The following is a 17,132-nucleotide window of genomic DNA, read 5'->3' as shown; positions in this document are numbered from 1 at the left end:
CCACGTGGCGGACTGAAATCCCTTCCCAACAAAAAAACATCCAAACAATATTTACAATATATTGTTCGGATGTCTTCCAGGTTACTATTCTTTTGTTCAAGCCTCTTTAGTTATTATCGCTCTCTGAATCATCTGCAAAGTTGACGACCTCTGAGAAGAAAGATTTCGTTTGGAACCAGAGCCAGTCCATAAACTGGTTTATTTCCTCAATCTCTCCTGAAACCTGCTCTGCCGAAGCGAGCAGATACTCCCCATTAATCACTGTTATATTCCCGGTTACCTCGCCGGCAATTTCTATATCGCCATTTCGTACAATCAAGTCCCCGGAAATACTTTCGCCTTCCGGAATAATTACCACTCCGCGCGCTTCATCAACAATAAACTGCCCATCTCCCTTGACTACAATTTCTTTATCATCATCGGAAAATGCAGCAGACAGACTGACAGCAAAGATAAGAAAGAACGTGGCAGCTGCTAAAATGAAAGGATGTTTTCTCATAAAATTTTTCCACGTCTGTGATTTAGACTGCTTTGGGAGCTGCTTCATAACGTTCTCAGTGAAGCCTTTCGGGGCTTCAAAGTGGGAAGCACTCTGAATAATCGCCACAGTTTTTCTCAGTTCCCGCAGCTGGGCATGGCATTCGTCGCATGTCATTATATGAGCTTCAAATTGCTTTTTTTCCAGCAAAGTCATCTCTTCATCTAAATATTTATGAATAAGCTTTTGGTTTTCTTGTGAACAAGCCATCATTCTGTCTCCTTTCCACGACTATTAATCCCTCAGTCGCTTACGCAACGCCTCTCTTCCACGGTGAATCCGTGTTTTTACCGTTGCTACTGGAAGATTTAATATTTCACTTATCTCTTTTAATGAAAGATCCTCTAAATATTTTAAAATGATTGCAGATCTGTATTTGGGAGGAAGTTCCATAATTTCCTGTTGAATCCATTCCTGCATTTCCAGTTGTACGACCTGGTCATCAGGGAGGTCAACATCTGCTGAGATTTGCGAATAATATGTAAGATCTTCTGTTCCTGCTACTTGATCTTCCAGATGAAAGTCCGGCTTCTTTTTCCTTATCCGGTCAATGGCCAGATTAGTGGCAATTCTAAAAAGCCACGTGGAAAATTTACGGTTAATATCGTAAGAGTCAATGTTAGTGTAGGCCCTAAGAAAGGCTTCTTGAGCGACATCTTGTGCCTCATGTACATTTCCGAGCATACGATAAGCTATATGGTAAACTTTATCCTTGTACAAATCCATCAGTTCGGCAAACGCCTGCTGATTGCCTTTTTTGACTTCTGCTATAATTTTTTTTACAACTATATCCATACCGCATAACCTCCGCTTCACTGCGGTTAATTACTATACGTTACACTTAAAAAAAGGTTTCACTTTGACAACATTCATTGTAGCACTTAAAAACGGAAAAAAAATAGCCTATTTCAATAAAAACCATGTTTACTAAAAAATGACAGAGGGTAGTTTAAAGATAAGTTAGAGAAGATAGGTTTTTGAAAATTAAGAAAAACGGGTACGTTATTAATATTAATGGAGGTTGGTGCTCATGTGTATGGCTGTACACACCCTTTCCAGGAAAGAACTTCTTCATGAAATTGAAGTTGTGCGCACGAAAATGCATTTTTTATCTGAAAAAATGATGCGCACATCTGATGAAGTAGTAAAAACAAGCGCTTATTTAGACCAGCTGCTTAATCAGTACCAGTCATTGCAAATCCACGAAAGATAAATAAATAATTATACTTTCAGCCATCTTAAAGTATGGCTGTTTTTTGTTTGAAAAGACCATAAAAAGATGCGACCGGTTATAAAGCGCAGGTGTTCCCAAGGAGACGGTCATTTGGAGCATATGGGATTTATCCCCTTTTTTCTTGTCCTCAAAAACACAACTCTTGTCCTGAACTTTTTTTCCCAGTTAAACTTTATAAAAAAACACCTTGAATATGATCAAGGTGATTAGTTTCATATCTGGTGGAGCCTAGCGGGATCGAACCGCTGACCTCCTGCGTGCAAAGCAGGCGCTCTCCCAGCTGAGCTAAGGCCCCTTTGTTGTCATTTCAAAGGTGTATTTCTGATATTATTAAATGATGCTCATTCAGTCCAAAAAAAAATGGTGAGCCATGAAGGACTCGAACCTTCGACCCTCTGATTAAAAGTCAGATGCTCTACCAACTGAGCTAATGGCTCGCAGTCTTTCTTCAGAGGTCGTGGTTATTTTCCCATAGATGTACAAAATAAAAAAAACTGCCTAAAAAAGAAAAATGGCAGGGCTAGCAGGATTCGAACCTGCGAATCACGGAATCAAAATCCGATGCCTTACCGCTTGGCTATAGCCCTGTATTATTTAATGTTTTTCATTCTAAGTGTTGAATACGTATGCTGAAAAGACTGTACTAATTACGATACCCCTTCTTAATAGAAAATATACAAACTTTTTTGGTGGCTGACAAGCTGCCGCTCCTGTTTTTAAGACCTGCTGACTGCTGCCAAAAAAGGAAGCTGAGGCGGTGTATCATAAGACCTTTACAAAGAAAAACAAATTGCTTTGCCTGCAATTCGTAAAAAAAATGGTGACCCGTACGGGATTCGAACCCGTGTTACCGCCGTGAAAGGGCGGTGTCTTAACCACTTGACCAACGGGCCTGGATATTGTGGAGCTTCCTAGCGGGCTTGAACCGCTGACCTCATCCTTACCATGGATGCGCTCTACCAACTGAGCTAAGGAAGCATGGCTCCACAGGTAGGATTCGAACCTACGACCGATCGGTTAACAGCCGATTGCTCTACCACTGAGCTACTGTGGAATAATGTTTTATTGGTAATAAGCGGCGAATCTCTTCGTCTGCTGCTCTCTCTCGAATCCTCATGTACGTCCTGGTACACTCCGGTTCTCTTTCGCTTGCATCCTTGACCTTCTTGCTTCTTCCCAATAAAAAGGTTTAATGCAATAAGCGGCGAATCTCTTCGTCTGCTGCTCTCTAACCCACTGAAATGGGTGAGCTTAGCGACGTCCTACTTTCACAGGGGGAGAGCCCCCAACTATCATCGGCGCTGGAGAGCTTAACTTCCGTGTTCGGCATGGGAACGGGTGTGACCTCTCCGCGATCGTCACTAAACTCGAATCACAAAACTATCCTCTTTGTGAGACATTTGCTATCTTACTACTTTTACTTAAAAAAATCAAGAGGTTTGTCTAATTTTTAAATTTTATTTTTAGAAAATCTTGTTGAAGGTTTTCGAACGTATTTTATAATATCTTTAGGCGAAGCAAAACGCTTGTACAATTTATAAATAATTTTATAACGCTCTTCCATAGAATGGCGAATAAGTCCATCCAAACGGTCGTCTGTCAGATCCAGCAGCAGTTCTTCAAGTTCTCTTTTGAGAAGATACTCCATCTCTTCAGCCTCTTTACCGTTACACATAAATCCGAGCATACGAGCGCCCCCTTTTTTTATCGTCTTAAAAATTATTTTCCAATCTCCGCAATTTTATTCATAATTGCCTGTCCTTCGAATACATATGTGGTAAACGAGGGACAAGGGGGCTAATATGCAATGAATTTTATTTGGGTCTGGCATGCTAAAATGCTAAAAAGATATATGATTATCGGGATTGCGGCTTTTTTTACCGCAGGGATTTTATATGTCGAATCACCACTCCTTCCGGTTTTTTCACCTGAGGGTGAGCCGGCGGCCATTCACAGAGTTAACGCTGAAAGGCCTGAGCTCGCATTAACGTTTGATATCAGCTGGGGCGAAGAGCAGTTAAATCCGATTCTCGATATTCTGGCAGAAGAAAATGTTGATGAGGCCACTTTTTTTGTTTCGGCAGCATGGGCTGAAAGACATCCGGAATTATTGAATAAAATTACTGAAGCAGGTTATGAGATCGGAAGCCATGGTTACCGCCACGAACATTACACCCGCTGGGAGGAAGAGGCAATTAAAAAAGATATCCAAAAAGCTCATCAAATTTTATCAGAATTAACAGAGGAAGCGCCTCAGCTGTTAAGACCTCCTAATGGGAGTTTTGATGAACGGGTACTTAATGTAGCTGAATCATTAAATTACGATGTTATTCACTGGAGCATCCATTCGCATGACTGGGAGAATCCTGGAGTGGAAGCAATTGTAGAAAATACAACAACTAATGTAGAAAACGGAGACATTCTTCTTTTTCATGCTTCAGATTCAGCCAAACAGACAGCTGAAGCTTTGCCAATTGCACTGGATAAGCTGAAAAAAGAAGGATTTTCCTTTGTCACGGTTTCCCAGCTTTTAACCGGAGCTGAAGTGAAAGCAGAAGAAATTAATTAATGAGGCTTTACCTCCCTTACTAAGCCTTATATAAAAAAAGCTCAGCCCTGTTACTTTTTGGACTGAGCTCCTTTTTTTGCAGCACTTTTATTCTTAACCTGTCCTGAACCAGCCGCACTTGGCTGTTTGCCGTTAGGCTGCCGATGCAGGTGATGAAGAACGAGGATCTGCCATGTGTTAGCCACGAGCAGAGGAACGATGGCACTTATAAGAAAGTTATAATCGTTTTCTCTTAACGCTGGAATCCATTCAATCATGGTGACTACCACCATAAAAAACAATGCAGGGATAAAAGCTGTCCGGTCTGTTTCTTTACTTTTAATTGCTGCCACAATCAGGCCGTAGGCAAGAAGCATAAGCGGCATAATTGTGTACCCCAGCATAGACTCTCCTTCTTCAGCAAAGAAGAAATGCCTGAAAAACATTAAATCAAATAAAGCAAACAGGATGATGACTACCTGTACTTTATTCCATAAGCGAACAGATTTAAATATTCCTAATCCAAACCGGTGGACCGTTAAATAGGCGAAGAATCCCATCTGGGCAATGACCGTCCAGATAGCTGACGTTATAATAACCATCGCCAGCCCGCCAAAATTAAGATTACTTAAGTCGTTCATATGTGTCTGCCAGTCCAGAATCATCCCGATAATGAAACCGGCTGTTGTCCCAATTAAAAAGGTTGAATTAAATAAGAAAACCACTTTTCTTGAATTCACTTGTTTTTCCCCCAATCCATTCCTTATTGTATCAAAATTTAAATTTATCGCGCTACTTTTTTGTTGAGCGATGTCATATTATGTTTTTTACTTTCACCTTTCCGCCCGGTCATTTTTTGCATAAAAACTCTACCCTAATCCCATATTAAAAATAGCGATAATAGAGGGAGCTGGGATTATGTTAAAAAAAACAGCAATTATACTCCTATTGGGAATGATCTTTAATTCAACCGGCTGCGCTGTGTTGGACGATGGAAACAATTCTTCCCAGTCAGATTACGAAGAAACAAAACAGATGGTAGTCGACGTTCTTCAAACCGAGGAAGGAAAAAGAGCGATCCAGGAAGTACTTAAGGGAGAAGAAATGAGAGAACAGCTCGTCATGGAACAGGAGTTTATTAAAGACACCATCCAGACGACACTTGCTTCCGAGAAAGGCCGGAAATATTGGGAAAGAGTAATGAAAGATCCTGAATTTGCCGAAACTTTTGCAGTAAGCATGCAGGAACAAAATGAACAACTGTTAAAAGGGCTTATGAGAGATCCTGAGTATCAGGGAATGATGCAGGATATCCTTCGCGATCCGGAAATGGAAGAAGACTACCTGGAATTAATGCAAACCAAAACTTACAGAAACCAGTTACAGGCTCTAGTTGCTGAAGCAATGGAAAGCCCGCTTTTTGTAGCCAGAGTAAGTGAGCTCCTGCAGCAGATAGCAAGAGAAGAGCTGAAAAGCGGTGAAGCCGCCCAGAGACAAGAGGATACGGATGAACGCGACGAAGATGAGCGGGGTGCTAATGGTGACGAGCCGGAAGGTGAACAGGCAGAGTCTGCGGGATAATATAAGCAGGGCGCAATGAGAGGTCCTGTATAAATCAGAGCGTTTTATGGGGGACTGGGTTGAGCTGCAGAAAGCGCAGGTTATTTGTCAGACTGGTTTTAAGGCGTGAATTCGGTGCCGAACCGAGTTCACGCTTTTTATCTTGCATAGAACTTTTACAGATACCGGAGTTGAGATAATTAACCGATTAATTATCCAGTGTGCATCACTCACTCGCGCTGCGGCTCTGAAATAAAAAAACTGCCCCTCACAATTGGGGCAGTTTTCCTTATTTAATCTTCTATTTTGCCAATAACTTTATCAGCCATTTCCATATAAATTTTTCCAATTGGATGTTCTGTCTCATATACTGACGGAGCAAAATTTTCTTCATCGATTTCCGGCTGTCCTAACGGGATATGGGCCAGAACTTCAGTCTGAAGTTCTTCAGCCAGTTTCGGTCCGCCGCCTTGCCCGAAGACATACTCTTTCTCTCCTGTCAATTTGCTTTCGAAATAAGCCATGTTTTCGACCACACCGAGAATTTCATGCTCTGTCTTAAGAGCCATGGCACCTGCACGGGCAGCAACGAAAGCTGCGGTTGCGTGAGGGGTTGTCACCACGATTTCCTTGGACTGCGGAAGCATAGAATGAATATCAAGTGCTACATCTCCTGTTCCAGGAGGAAGATCAAGGATTAAGTAGTCCAGATCATCCCACTCCACTTCGTTGAAAAAGTTGTTCAGCATTTTACCAAGCATCGGGCCGCGCCAAATAATCGGCGAGTTATCTTCCACAAAGAAGCCCATGGAAATAACCTGCACATCAAAACGCGTAACCGGATAAATACGCTGACCGACAACTTTTGGCCGTTCTTCAATCCCCATCATATCCGGCACACTGAAACCGTAAATATCCGCATCAATAATACCGACTTTTTTACCTTTCCTTGCAAGCGACGTCGCCAGGTTGACAGAAACTGTTGATTTCCCTACACCGCCTTTACCGCTCGTTACAGCGATAAACGTCGTGCGTTTATTGTCTAAAAGGGATTTTCCTTCCTCTTCTTCTGCTGCTGCTCCGCCATGTTTCGCAACTTCTTCGTCAGCAAGCTTTTCAAAGCGCAGGCCTACTGATTCGGCCCCTGCATTCTTAACTGCGTTTACAACTTCCTGCTGAAGCTGCATTTGCTCAGCTGTACCAGGCTGAGCGATCGCCAATTTCAAACTGACGAGGTTTTTTTTAATTTTAATTTCTTTAACAGCACCTATTTCAATTAAAGACTTTTGTAAATGAGGGTCTTTAACAGGCTCCAGAGCTTGTAACACTTGTTCTTCTGTTAACATGAAGACACCTTCCTTTATCTTATCGTATATGTATCCGATTTCCTCTACGGGGATATTATAACATATAAAAACCGTGGTCATGTTGATATAGATCACATCTAAAAGAGAAATGAGCCTTATTCAGGTAAAGGCTCATTATTTGTATACCTTAAAATACCTGTATAGATTGAAGCTGCGACTTTTTGCTGGTACTTTATGTCTCCAAGAAGCTCGGCCTCTACAGGATTTGAAAGGAAACCAACTTCAACAAGTGCACCGGGAATGGCTGCCTGCTGGATAAGGTAAACATTCTGTATAGGCTTTGCAAGCCGGGTGGTGTTTTCTAAATTTCTGACCAACTCATTCTGAACGTGCTTTGCAAGATTTTCGTTTCCTTCGATAGCTCTGTTATAAAACGTCTGTGCCCCGCTCCATCTTGCCTCTCCTATAGCATTCAAATGGATGCTGATAAATAAATCCGCCTCAGAACTGTTTATCCTGCGAACACGCTCTTTCAAATCTTCCACTTTCCGTGAACGGATTTTTTTTGTATCCGCAGAAGCAAGGTCTTTATCTTCCTCTCGGGTCATAATAACAAGAGCACCCGCTTCCTGCAGATAATCCCGAAGAATGAGGCTGATCTCCAGGCTTACATCCTTTTCAAGCAGCCCGCTTTTCGAAGTTGCTCCTCCGTCGACGCCTCCGTGACCAGGGTCAATTACAATCATCTTACCAGAAAGAGGCACGCCATAACCTGTAGAATCTTCCGTGGAAAAAAGTACAGGTATGATGACCAGTACAGCCGCCAAGGCCAGTGCCGCACCTAATAATAACCCCCACCATTTTTTCATATTTTCCCCCTCCCTGCCTGTAATATATATATGGGACAAGGGAAAAATTATGTTTAAAACCCGACTGCAGACTAATGCAATTTTAACTGGTACTTTTTCTTGCCTTCATCAAATCCTTTACGCCACCATTCATAGATATATCCAGTCGCTACTTCTTTATACACTTCGGCTTGTGCTTCATCCAGGTTCATCCACGCCGTAAATTGGGCTGCTGTATGCTCAATCTGCGCTGATATTTCTTCTGCACAGCGCTGCATCACTGTAAACTCCGATTCGCCAAAATATCCGAATCGGGCATACTCAGCACCTAACAAGTACGCATCGATACCAATATCAAGGCAAAAATCCTGTAAATACAGCTGTGAGACAGTTTCTTCTATTGAATGAGCAAAAAACCGGCGCTGAATATCTTTTTTCATCTCATTCACAGATAATGACCGGAGCATGCTCCGTTGATATTTCCACTGTTTCTGTTTGCGCTTTTCTCCTAGTGTGAAAATGACATTCATCGTTAATGCGGCTCCTTTACTAACTGATTCGTACCCTTAGTGTCCTTTTAATGGACTTTTTAATAAGGGCAAATATATGGTATAGGTGGGAGCAGAAAATTAAAATGATCAGGAATGGCTGCCTGGACCGCATTTTGTGTTAACAGCAGGATGTTTTTTACTGGATGCCCTCTTTATTTTTGTTATTTTAATGCTTGCACCGGGTGATTGTGTTTTCGTCTTCATTTATTTGTAAAAACTAATTGTCACATAATAGCCTGCATTTTTTTCGTAATTCACGTAAAATAGTTGGTGAATACCTTTTTTATAAGTTAAAGATTATTTTTGTATAGATGGGAGTCCTTCATTATGTACCGTAACCTGGAAGAATGCGTTAATGATTTGGAAAAGCACGGCCATTTAATCCGAATTACAGAGGAAGTGGATCCTCACCTTGAAATGGCTGCCATTCACTTAAAAGTATATGAAGCAGGCGGACCTGCGCTTTTGTTTGAAAATGTAAAAGGCTCTGAGTATCGGGCCGTATCAAACCTTTTCGGCACGGTTGAAAGAAGTAAGTTTATTTTCCGGAAAACCTGGGAGGGCGTCCAAAATGTGATGGCTGTCCGTAACGATCCGGTGAAAGCATTAAAACAGCCTATTAAAAATGTCTCTTCCGGCTTTTCGGCATTAAAAGCTCTTCCACAGCAAAAAAAGGGCGGCGGTCCCGTCTGTGCCCGTGAGATTAACATTTCCGATCTTCCGTTAATTAAACACTGGCCTGAGGACGGAGGTGCTTTCATCACATTGCCCCAAGTGTACTCAGAAGATCCGGACAAGCCCGGCATTATGAATTCCAATTTAGGAATGTACCGTGTGCAGCTCGACGGCAATGACTATAACCTGAATGAAGAGGCAGGGCTGCACTATCAGATTCACCGCGGCATTGGGGTGCATCAGCATAAAGCCACCAAAAAAGGAGAACCTTTAAAAGTAAGTATTTTTGTCGGCGGCCCTCCTGCCCATACTCTTTCAGCAGTTATGCCTCTTCCGGAAGGCCTGAGTGAAATGACGTTTGCAGGTTTACTTGCAGGGCGGCGCTTTCAATACAGCTACATTGACGGCTACTGCATCAGCCATGATGCGGACTTTGTGATTACGGGTGAGATTTATCCGGAAGACACAAAACCGGAAGGCCCTTTTGGTGACCATTTAGGGTATTACAGTTTAATTCATGACTTTCCAGTAATGAAAATCCATAAAGTATACGCAAAAGAAAAAGCCATATTGCCTTTTACTGTAGTCGGCCGGCCACCGCAGGAAGATACCTCGTTTGGAGCCATCATTCATGAACTCACTGGCGATGCTGTAAAACAGGAGATTCCGGGCGTACAGGAAGTTCATGCGGTGGATGCCGCTGGTGTGCATCCATTGCTGTTTGCAATTGGGAGCGAACGATATACACCGTTTGAGAAGGTGAAGCGGCCGCAGGAACTTTTGACTATCGCTAACCGTATTCTTGGGACAGGCCAGCTGAGCCTTGCCAAATATCTCTTTATTACCGCCGAACAGGAAGAACCGCTTGATACGCACTATGAACAGGACTTCCTGGCTTATATCCTTGAACGCCTGGACTTTCGCCGCGACCTTCACTTCCAGACGAATACAACAATTGATACGCTTGATTATTCCGGGGAAGGCCTGAATACCGGAAGTAAAGTAGTCATCGCAGCTTACGGGGATAAGAAGCGGGAATTATGTACCGCAGTCCCTGAGGAGTTAAACGGCCTCGAGACTTTTAAAAATCCAAAATTAGTCATGCCGGGGGTCGTTGCTGTTGAAGGACCGGAATTTAAAGATTACGGCACAGCTCAGAAAGAATTTAATATGTTCACGAACGAAATGGAAAAACGCGGGGACCTGGCTTCGTGCCCGATGATTATCGCCTGTGATGACAGCAGCTTTTTAAGTAAAACAATGAGCAATTTTCTATGGGCTGCTTTTACACGCAGTAACCCTTCCCATGATATATACGGGATCAGGAGCTATTATGAGAACAAGCACTGGGGATGCGACAATATGATTATTGACGCCCGCATTAAACCGCACCATGCGCCTCCATTAACGGCTGACGCCAAAGTGGAAAGAAACATTGAAAGGTTCTTCCGCTACGGAGCGAGCTTGGGCGAATTGGATATTTAAGCTTATATAAAAAGCTGGGCCAGACAATTTCCCTTGTCAGCCCAGCTTTTACTTATTTAATCTTAGATTTTTTATTTTTATTTTCCCAGCTCTCTATATTTTTCAACCCTTTAATACTGTCTTTGTAAAATACCGGATCAAGCCCGTTTTTGCTTTGCTGCTGGAAGTCTTTCAGTGCCTTGATCGCTATATGGGCAAGCAGAGCAACTGCAATGAGGTTTACGACTGCCATCGATCCCATAAACAGATCAGCCATTTCCCAGATGTTCTCTAAATCACTTGTCGCTCCAACCATAATCATTCCAAGGAAAGCGATGCGGAATAAAAGCAAATAAATTGGTTTTTCAGAGATAAACTCAATATTTGTTTCGCCGTAATAGTAGTTCCCTAATAACGAGCTGAAAGCAAAGAAGAAGATCGCTATTGTAATAAACCCGGTCGCCCAGTCACCCATATGGGCAGATAAAGCCGTCTGGGTTAACTGTATTCCTTCCATGTCCCCTACAGTGTAAACATCGGTAAGCAAAATAATAAAAGCGGTGGCACTGCATATAATTAATGTATCGATTAATACACTTAATGACTGTATAAGCCCCTGTTTAACCGGGTGGTTCACATAAACGGTTGCAGCTGCATTCGGCGCACTCCCCATCCCGGCTTCATTGGAGAATAATCCGCGCTGCACACCATTCATAATAGCGGCCCCGATCCCGCCTCCAACTACTTCCTGAATACCAAAAGCATTATTAATAATTAACGCAAATACAGCAGGGACTTCGGTAATATTTATTATTACGATAATAAGCGAGACAATAATATATGTAACAGCAAAAATAGGAACAATCACTTCTGCCACTACCGCAATGCGCCGGATACCGCCAAAAACGATAATTCCCATAATGGCTGCCATAACGGCTCCGACTACGATCGGATTGATGTTGTAGGCACCTACAAATGCATCTGATATCGTGTGCGTCTGCACGCTGTTAAAAATCAGCCCGAAACATAAGACGATAAGAACAGCAAACAACAGACCCATCCACCTGGACCCAAGGCCCTTCTCCATATAGTAGGCAGGCCCGCCCCTGAAACCGTCTTTGTCTTTCACCTTATAAATTTGAGCGAGCGTACTTTCAATAAACCCTGTCGCTGCACCTATTAACGCTACGATCCACATCCAGAAAATTGCCCCCGGTCCACCGACTGAAATAGCCAGCGCAACCCCGGCAAGGTTACCTGTCCCTACCCGTGCAGCCGTACTAATAGCAAAAGCCTGGAAAGGGGTTGTGCCCTTTCTTTCTTTAAAAGCGGTGCGGTCTGTCCCGCTCACCAGTTCTTTCACCATCGTAGGCAGCATGCGGAACTGGACAAAATTAGTTCTTATTGTTAAATACAGGCCTAATATAAGCAGGAAACCAATTAAAATATAAGTCCACAGCAAATCATTACCTGCAGCTACCATTTCTCCTATCCACGTGTCTTGCGAAAACCATTGATCCAAGCTACCACTCACCTTTCTAAAAATACGTTCAGCGTTTATTTCCCTCTCTGCAGGATTACAAACCTTTTATTTTACATATTTTCAAATCATACCCTGTCCCCGTTTCACAGAAATAATGAAAACAGGACGTCCTGCAGGACGCCCCGTATTTTCTGTTACCAGACTTATCAGTTTTTCATACGCTGGTTGTTTGAACTATTCGGTTGACTATTGTTTTTTAGAAGCACCTTCAGCCCTTGCCCCATATCGGAAGCTAACACATAATTCCTGTCAACAAACACGCCCCAGACGTTCCCCTGGTCAGGAGTATAACGCCCTATTTCCTGTGGGTTTGACGGATCTGTAATATCGACAGAGATCACTCCGCCTGAGTAGTAGGACAAGTAGAGAGTATTCCCGCGCACTTTAGGGTCATGGACAGTTTTAGCGAATGAGATAACAGGATCTGAGAAATCATATGTTAAATCTGTCTTAAATTCACTTAACAGTACCGGATTTGATTTATCTTTAATATCAAATATGCGGGTGTAACCGTAAGCACTCTCATATCCCTCACCGTGCGGGTTTGCGACTTCACGGGTTTCAATCAGGATGTTTCCACCTCTTGCAAGCGCTGCAGAGTGTGCTGCGCCTTTTTGATCATCAGCAAATTCTGTTCGGCCTAAGTATTCTGCGTTCTCAGGATCCCTAATATCAAAGATGACAGTCCCAAGATCCCACATCGACACATAGGCGTAGTGGCCATTGTTATCAGTAATGACACTGTGGTTAAACACCGGACGGGTATGGCCGTCAGGAGCATCCCAGTGATAGCCGTTAAAACTCTCATCTACTTCGGCCAACGTACGAGGGTCAAACTCCCACAGCTTCTCAGGGTTTGCAGGATCACTGACATCAATGATCTGAAAATCGCGTTCTTCTCCTGATGTATAGAAATCAGCATACGGGTTTGAAACAAGCATAAGGGCTTTGTTTCCTTGAGTCGTTAAGTATAATTCATGTGTTCCGGTTATGCGGCGGTCTAATTCATAAAAACCAAGCCTTTCCGGATTATACGGATCTGACACATCGTAAAGAAGCGCGCCTCCGATGCTGTCCGGTCGGCTTGAGTTATTTCTTGACGTCTGCTGAAGACTTACAACTGCCAGGTCGCCATTAAACTCCGGTGTATTTACTCTTTTGACAATGACTTTTTCCTGCCATGTATGAGGCACGTCATGAGCAATTTGCCCAATTTCCTTTGGATTTTCAGGGTCTTTTAAGTCAAAGATACGTACTCCGCCATTCGCTCCATTGGCGGTATGAGTGCCAAGATAAGCAAATCCTTTATGTGCATACACATCTGCTGTGTTATTCTGAACGCCATCGATTTCCTTAATTTGTTCTGCTGCTGCTTCATGCAGAAACTTCAGGTTTTTATCACCATTTTCTTCAGGGTCCCCCAGCATTTCCAGAGCATCATGGTCAAATGGGGCCCGGTCTTCTTTGTTAATCCCCTCAAAAGCATCATGAGCGAACCCGGCCGGTGCAACGGACGTTAACATAAGAGCTCCTGCAAGTACCGATGTCAGCAAAACTTTATTCCTTTTTTTCAAATTAAAACGCCTCCTTTTAAATGATGGGACAGTTACAGGAAAAAGTATATAGAACAAGCGGTTAATTCGCCACACGAAACATTCGGTAAATTCTGCAGTAATTCGAACATTCCACATACTATCTCCTTAATTTAAAACGCAATTTCATCGAAAAATGTCGAATACATATCGTTTGCTCTTTTGTATTATATAAATTTCAATAGATCACACTAATTTCCGCGCGCATCAACACTATATTCACATTAAAAATAGTAAAAATAGTTAAATTTGATATAAATTTTCAGGGCTACAGACTTATTATTTTCCCCCTCTCTTATTAACAGAAAAAACCGGCAGGATATATATCCTCGCCGGTCCTTTTAGTTAGAAACAAGCACAGCTTCAAGCACATACCGCTTAGGTGCAGCACCGATGAAATTAAACGGATAGCAGGTCGTGACAGTGAGTGTGGCTCTTGGACGGGGCACAATCACCGTCCGGTCGTCCGCATCTACAATTCTGACTCGCTTCACTTTGTATGTGAATTCCCCTGCAGACGTTGTGACGATAAGGAGATCCTTCTCTCCAACTTTTCCTAACTCTCTGAATACAGTGTCACGGTGGCCTGATAAGACGGAATTATCATTCTCACCCGGCAAGACACTTCCTGGATAATGCCCTACACCTTTTTCCAGTGTTTTATCGTCAGTCCCGTGGTAAACAGGAAAGGTGGCATTAAGCTTTGGGATAGTTAGATAAGCGAATTCTTCACCGGCGCCCGGCCGTTTTGTATACATTACATGTTCGGAATCCTTAACCTTCACGTCCTTTTTCTCCTTCGGCGCCGAAGAAGACAAGGCTGTTTTCATGCTGCCCTGAGAATTTGCCGTATCTATCTTTTCTTCTAAAATTGCTTCTTTCTTAGAAGGCATCCCGGAAACAGGCACCGGTTGTTCTTTTACACTTTCTGCTGCAGCAAGATATGAAGCCGGCTCACTGTATTTATATAAAAGATAACCCTTCAGAAACGTGTAAGCATTTGTAGTAGTAAACAATAGCCCCGCCACGATCAGCCCTGTAGAAAAAAGTAAGAGAAAGCAGTTCTTTATCTTCATACCGGATCCCCTTTTTTAGTTTTTATCCTGTCAGGCTGCTTTCCGCTTACGGATAATGGCACCACCGGTTCCCACCGCAAGAAGTCCCAATAACATATTTAAAGGCAGATTTGTGGCCGTATCCGGCAGTTTACCGCCTTTTTCAGTTTTATTAACCACAGGCTTAGCATCGCTGACTGGCTCTTTTTCTTTCAGTTCTTCCGTCACTGTCTGAAGTTCATCAGCAGTCTCTAAAAACACATCCGAATCGAACATGTCAGAGGTAAATAGAATGTCAGCAAGAAATTCTCCTTGTAAATTATATATTTCTATTAACAGATCGAAACCATTCAGCTGGGTTACCTTTATCAGTTCAGCTAAAGTCACCGGCTTCTTTTCCTCACCCTTTACAAAGAAAAATACCGCTTCAAGTTCCATAAGATTTAACAGTTCCTCATTGATTGCCAGAAGCTCAGCTATTTGTTCTGCCGAAAGTTCACTGGCAGTATCGAAATCCCCTAAAGCAATCAGTCTGTAAAACAGTTTGTCCAGCTTGTCTTCGAAATCCGGGTTATTGTCTATCACATATTCCAGATGCTCAAACAGCCTGATCAGCTCGTCTTCATCCAGCCCGATTTGTGCAAACAAATCCATTAAATCGCTGTAGTCTTCATCAAACTCCCACTCCTCATAATCCCAACTGTCCCATTCTTCATCATAGTAATAATCCCAGACATAAAAATCGAGGTCGTCATAAAACTTAATTTCTTCCAAAGTCACGCCGTATTCAGCCAAGAGGGTATGTAATTCTGCACGCGTGATCTCATAGTCAGCAAGAAGCTGTTCAATAAGTTCGTCTGTCAGTACGTCTCCCAGAAAATCCTTCAACTCTTCCACTGACTCGAAGTCTTTTACTTCCAGTCCCCATTCAAAATCAAGATACTCATCCAGTTCATCCTGCGACCAGCCAATCTCTTTTAAATAAACGGTTAATTCCTGGCTGTTCACAGAGGCTGAGGCCACGTGGGGTAAAAAAGAAAATAGCATAGCAGAAACAAATAGCATTAACAGCAAATAACATCTCATAACATCACCCTCCAATTTTTGGAACTTTTAACGCATGAAATGATTATATGCCCATTCCTAACCGTCAGCCACGTAAATATCTCCTATTTATTTATTAAGATATTTTATCTCCATATTCCTATATCTTTCTTCAATATCCTTTAATATAATTGATAGCCCATTTTATATTATTTGAATGAAAAAACTATATAAAAAACCTTCCTTGCCCTTGTCAGGCAAGAAAGGCTCCTTTGCTTTTTTATAAACTTACACTTTTTCTTCCCATTTTTCCTCTTCAAAGCTCTTCATCTGTTCTTCCACTTCCTTAGGATAAGCCGTCCGGAAATGATGATGGTCAGCTTCAATCACTTCAACCATTTTATCTATCATATCTTTCGGATCATACTGGTCGTCCAATATTTTTTCGGTTTCAGCAATTGATTCTTTGTGAGTGAAGTTCTCATCATCATTGAACCACTTCCATTTTTCCTCAAACATACGGTCATTAAAGCCAGTCTCAAACGGTCCTGGATTAATAGTGGCTACTTGGACTCCGAATTCTTCAAGTTCTGCCTTCATCGTCTTAGCGATTGATTCAATGGCATGCTTTGAAGAACCGTAAGCACCTAAGTAAGGCATTGCTACGACGCCGACAATTGAACTTAGAAAGATAATCTTGCCGCTTTTTTTATTCACAAATTTTCTGGCTGCAATCTGTGCATTCTCCAGCGTACTGAAGACATTTGTTTCATAAATAGCCCGCATTCTGTCTACTGGGATCTCAGAAATAGGTCCTCCCTCACCAATTGCCGCGTTGGCAACAAACACATCGTAATCATACTCTTCTATGAGCTCCTGATCTCTTTTATCAGTAATATCCAGTTTGATTACTTTCATTTCTACTCCTTCTCTCTCAGCTTCCTCACGCAGGCTTGTTACCTGGGAAATAATTTCTACGCCTGCAATCACTTTGTGCCCTTTTTTAGCCAGGCCCAGTGCTGTCCCTTTGCCTAAACCGCTTCCTGCTCCAGTTATAAAAATTGTTTTTGCCATCTTAAACCCTCCTTATAGTTACTAGTTGGCAGTTCCCATGGAGAATTTATCCAAAACCTCTTCTATGGCCTGTTTAAAGGCGTTGAGGGCCAGAGCTCC

At 42.5% G+C, this 17,132-nt stretch carries 16 protein-coding genes, 6 tRNA genes and 1 rRNA gene; 4 read left to right on the top strand and 19 right to left on the bottom strand.

Translation table 11 applies throughout. The features are described 5' to 3' along the window. Positions 1-106 precede the first annotated feature (106 nt). Together K8O68_RS16140 and sigW are read right to left on the bottom strand one after the other, a co-directional pair. Complete coding sequence (locus K8O68_RS16140; protein ID WP_230897830.1) at positions 107-748, bottom strand: anti-sigma factor family protein; 642 nt, start codon at positions 746-748, stop codon at positions 107-109. A gap of 24 nt (positions 749-772) precedes the next feature. Continuing rightward, the gene (gene sigW / locus K8O68_RS16135) at positions 773-1,333 is read right to left on the bottom strand and encodes an RNA polymerase sigma factor SigW (protein ID WP_230897829.1); all 561 of its coding nucleotides are present in this window, start codon (positions 1,331-1,333) and stop codon (positions 773-775) included. Positions 1,334-1,568: 235 nt separating this feature from the next. On the opposite strand from sigW, the gene K8O68_RS16130 reads away from it, so the two are divergent. Further along, complete coding sequence (locus K8O68_RS16130) at positions 1,569-1,751, top strand: aspartyl-phosphate phosphatase Spo0E family protein (protein WP_230897828.1); 183 nt, start codon at positions 1,569-1,571, stop codon at positions 1,749-1,751. 240 nt (positions 1,752-1,991) lie between these two features. Here K8O68_RS16130 and K8O68_RS16125 read toward each other — a convergent pair. The 8 genes from K8O68_RS16125 to K8O68_RS16090 form a co-directional block, all read right to left on the bottom strand. Further along, positions 1,992-2,067 (bottom strand) — tRNA-Ala (locus K8O68_RS16125). A gap of 66 nt (positions 2,068-2,133) precedes the next feature. Beyond that, positions 2,134-2,209: transfer RNA gene (locus K8O68_RS16120), tRNA-Lys, on the bottom strand. A 75-nt stretch (positions 2,210-2,284) separates the two neighbouring features. Continuing rightward, positions 2,285-2,359 (bottom strand) — tRNA-Gln (locus K8O68_RS16115). A gap of 231 nt (positions 2,360-2,590) precedes the next feature. Continuing rightward, a tRNA-Glu gene (locus tag K8O68_RS16110) sits at positions 2,591-2,665 on the bottom strand. A gap of 9 nt (positions 2,666-2,674) precedes the next feature. After that, positions 2,675-2,750: transfer RNA gene (locus K8O68_RS16105), tRNA-Thr, on the bottom strand. Position 2,751: 1 nt separating this feature from the next. Continuing rightward, a tRNA-Asn gene (locus K8O68_RS16100) sits at positions 2,752-2,826 on the bottom strand. A 195-nt stretch (positions 2,827-3,021) separates the two neighbouring features. Further along, positions 3,022-3,138, bottom strand: a 5S ribosomal RNA gene (gene rrf / locus K8O68_RS16095). 84 nt (positions 3,139-3,222) lie between these two features. Further along, entirely contained in the window at positions 3,223-3,459 is a 237-nt protein-coding gene (locus tag K8O68_RS16090; protein ID WP_230897827.1) for a hypothetical protein, read from the bottom strand. Positions 3,460-3,579: 120 nt separating this feature from the next. Here K8O68_RS16090 and pdaB point away from each other — a divergent pair, with 120 nt between their 5' ends. After that, positions 3,580-4,341, top strand: a complete 762-nt coding sequence (gene pdaB, locus K8O68_RS16085; protein WP_230897826.1) for a polysaccharide deacetylase family sporulation protein PdaB — start codon at positions 3,580-3,582, stop codon at positions 4,339-4,341. A gap of 50 nt (positions 4,342-4,391) precedes the next feature. On the opposite strand, the gene K8O68_RS16080 is transcribed toward pdaB, so the two are convergent. Then, positions 4,392-5,060 (bottom strand): KinB-signaling pathway activation protein, encoded by a 669-nt coding sequence (locus K8O68_RS16080; protein WP_230897825.1) that lies wholly within the window; start codon positions 5,058-5,060, stop codon positions 4,392-4,394. A gap of 178 nt (positions 5,061-5,238) precedes the next feature. On the opposite strand from K8O68_RS16080, the gene gerD reads away from it, so the two are divergent. Next, positions 5,239-5,901 carry a spore germination lipoprotein GerD gene (gene gerD, locus K8O68_RS16075; RefSeq protein ID WP_230897824.1) on the top strand — a complete coding sequence of 221 codons (663 nt, stop codon included), beginning with the start codon at positions 5,239-5,241 and terminating at the stop codon, positions 5,899-5,901. A gap of 272 nt (positions 5,902-6,173) precedes the next feature. On the opposite strand, the gene K8O68_RS16070 is transcribed toward gerD, so the two are convergent. The 3 genes from K8O68_RS16070 to K8O68_RS16060 all read right to left on the bottom strand — a co-directional run bounded on the left by K8O68_RS16070 (position 6,174) and on the right by K8O68_RS16060 (position 8,565). Further along, a complete protein-coding gene (locus tag K8O68_RS16070; RefSeq protein WP_230897823.1) occupies positions 6,174-7,226 on the bottom strand; it encodes a P-loop NTPase in 1,053 nt (350 codons plus the stop codon). A 116-nt stretch (positions 7,227-7,342) separates the two neighbouring features. Beyond that, positions 7,343-8,056 (bottom strand): N-acetylmuramoyl-L-alanine amidase CwlD, encoded by a 714-nt coding sequence (gene cwlD / locus K8O68_RS16065; RefSeq protein WP_230897822.1) that lies wholly within the window; start codon positions 8,054-8,056, stop codon positions 7,343-7,345. Positions 8,057-8,127: 71 nt separating this feature from the next. After that, positions 8,128-8,565, bottom strand: a complete 438-nt coding sequence (locus K8O68_RS16060; protein ID WP_230897821.1) for a DUF2521 family protein — start codon at positions 8,563-8,565, stop codon at positions 8,128-8,130. 348 nt (positions 8,566-8,913) lie between these two features. Here K8O68_RS16060 and K8O68_RS16055 point away from each other — a divergent pair, with 348 nt between their 5' ends. Continuing rightward, on the top strand, positions 8,914-10,746 hold the full coding sequence (locus tag K8O68_RS16055) for a UbiD family decarboxylase (RefSeq protein ID WP_230897820.1): 1,833 nt from the start codon (positions 8,914-8,916) through the stop codon (positions 10,744-10,746). A 52-nt stretch (positions 10,747-10,798) separates the two neighbouring features. On the opposite strand, the gene K8O68_RS16050 is transcribed toward K8O68_RS16055, so the two are convergent. The 5 genes from K8O68_RS16050 to K8O68_RS16030 form a co-directional block, all read right to left on the bottom strand. Beyond that, a complete protein-coding gene (locus tag K8O68_RS16050; protein WP_230898048.1) occupies positions 10,799-12,208 on the bottom strand; it encodes an alanine/glycine:cation symporter family protein in 1,410 nt (469 codons plus the stop codon). A gap of 206 nt (positions 12,209-12,414) precedes the next feature. Continuing rightward, positions 12,415-13,842 carry an LVIVD repeat-containing protein gene (locus K8O68_RS16045; protein WP_230897819.1) on the bottom strand — a complete coding sequence of 476 codons (1,428 nt, stop codon included), beginning with the start codon at positions 13,840-13,842 and terminating at the stop codon, positions 12,415-12,417. A 359-nt stretch (positions 13,843-14,201) separates the two neighbouring features. Then, positions 14,202-14,936, bottom strand: a complete 735-nt coding sequence (locus tag K8O68_RS16040) for a class D sortase (protein WP_230897818.1) — start codon at positions 14,934-14,936, stop codon at positions 14,202-14,204. 30 nt (positions 14,937-14,966) lie between these two features. Continuing rightward, positions 14,967-16,001: a processed acidic surface protein gene (locus tag K8O68_RS16035; protein ID WP_230897817.1), complete on the bottom strand. Its 1,035-nt coding sequence runs from the start codon at positions 15,999-16,001 to the stop codon at positions 14,967-14,969. 246 nt (positions 16,002-16,247) lie between these two features. After that, positions 16,248-17,033, bottom strand: coding sequence for an SDR family oxidoreductase (locus tag K8O68_RS16030; protein WP_230897816.1), 786 nt, complete (start codon positions 17,031-17,033; stop codon positions 16,248-16,250). Between the last annotated feature and the right edge of the window lie 99 nt (positions 17,034-17,132).

It is taken from the genome of Salipaludibacillus sp. CUR1 (assembly GCF_021028955.1).
GTDB lineage: Bacteria > Bacillota > Bacilli > Bacillales > Salisediminibacteriaceae > Salipaludibacillus.
The sequence above is the reverse complement of the archived record's forward strand: the minus strand, read 5'-3'. Positions and strand labels throughout refer to the sequence as shown.

Coding starts and splice junctions, on each gene's coding strand:
- gerD (WP_230897824.1), top strand. CDS start 5,239: ATGTTAAAAAAAACAGCAATTATACTCCTATTGGGAATGATCTTTAAT.
- K8O68_RS16060 (WP_230897821.1), bottom strand. CDS start 8,565: ATGAATGTCATTTTCACACTAGGAGAAAAGCGCAAACAGAAACAGTGG.
- K8O68_RS16070 (WP_230897823.1), bottom strand. CDS start 7,226: ATGTTAACAGAAGAACAAGTGTTACAAGCTCTGGAGCCTGTTAAAGAC.
- K8O68_RS16030 (WP_230897816.1), bottom strand. CDS start 17,033: ATGGCAAAAACAATTTTTATAACTGGAGCAGGAAGCGGTTTAGGCAAA.
- K8O68_RS16130 (WP_230897828.1), top strand. CDS start 1,569: ATGTGTATGGCTGTACACACCCTTTCCAGGAAAGAACTTCTTCATGAA.
- K8O68_RS16090 (WP_230897827.1), bottom strand. CDS start 3,459: ATGCTCGGATTTATGTGTAACGGTAAAGAGGCTGAAGAGATGGAGTAT.
- cwlD (WP_230897822.1), bottom strand. CDS start 8,056: ATGAAAAAATGGTGGGGGTTATTATTAGGTGCGGCACTGGCCTTGGCG.
- pdaB (WP_230897826.1), top strand. CDS start 3,580: ATGAATTTTATTTGGGTCTGGCATGCTAAAATGCTAAAAAGATATATG.
- sigW (WP_230897829.1), bottom strand. CDS start 1,333: ATGGATATAGTTGTAAAAAAAATTATAGCAGAAGTCAAAAAAGGCAAT.
- K8O68_RS16040 (WP_230897818.1), bottom strand. CDS start 14,936: ATGAAGATAAAGAACTGCTTTCTCTTACTTTTTTCTACAGGGCTGATC.
- K8O68_RS16140 (WP_230897830.1), bottom strand. CDS start 748: ATGGCTTGTTCACAAGAAAACCAAAAGCTTATTCATAAATATTTAGAT.
- K8O68_RS16055 (WP_230897820.1), top strand. CDS start 8,914: ATGTACCGTAACCTGGAAGAATGCGTTAATGATTTGGAAAAGCACGGC.
- K8O68_RS16050 (WP_230898048.1), bottom strand. CDS start 12,208: ATGGTAGCTGCAGGTAATGATTTGCTGTGGACTTATATTTTAATTGGT.
- K8O68_RS16035 (WP_230897817.1), bottom strand. CDS start 16,001: ATGAGATGTTATTTGCTGTTAATGCTATTTGTTTCTGCTATGCTATTT.